Source organism: Curtobacterium sp. P97, from assembly GCF_023712445.1.
GTDB lineage: Bacteria > Actinomycetota > Actinomycetes > Actinomycetales > Microbacteriaceae > Curtobacterium.
This window is the reverse complement of sequence record NZ_JAMAYF010000173.1, coordinates 1-427: the sequence shown is the minus strand read 5'-3', so window position 1 is coordinate 427 and position 427 is coordinate 1. Positions and strand designations below refer to the sequence as shown.

Below are 427 nucleotides of genomic sequence, written 5' to 3'. Positions count from 1 at the left end.
CTGCCGGATGGTGTCGAGCAGGCGCTCGACCGCACCCATGGCTGCGCGCTGTGCGGACACGGGATAGATGACCATGGAGACCCCGGCGTCCTGCAGTTGCTGGACCGTGAACAGCTCGGACTTGCCGAACTCCGTCATGTTCGCCAGCACCGGCACGTCGAGTGCCGAGGCGACGGCCTCGAACTCGGAGAGGTCCTTCATGGCCTCCGGGAAGATCGCGTCCGCGCCGGCCTCGACCAGCGCCTGGGCGCGCTCGATCGTGGCCTCCAGCGAGTCCACCGCACGGATGTCGGTGCGCGCCATGAGCACGAAGTCCGGATCGCGGCGGGCCTTGGCCGCGGCCTGGATCCGCTGGACCGCGGTGTCCTGGTCGACGACGGCCTTGCCGTCCAGGTGCCCGCAGCGCTTGGGATTGACCTGGTCCTCC

At 69.6% G+C, this 427-nt stretch carries 1 protein-coding gene; it reads right to left on the bottom strand.

Annotated features, from left to right (window positions below; translation table 11 throughout):
- On the bottom strand, positions 1 to 427 hold a 427-nt coding region (locus M3677_RS17510), incomplete at both ends, for an oxaloacetate decarboxylase (RefSeq protein WP_251161214.1).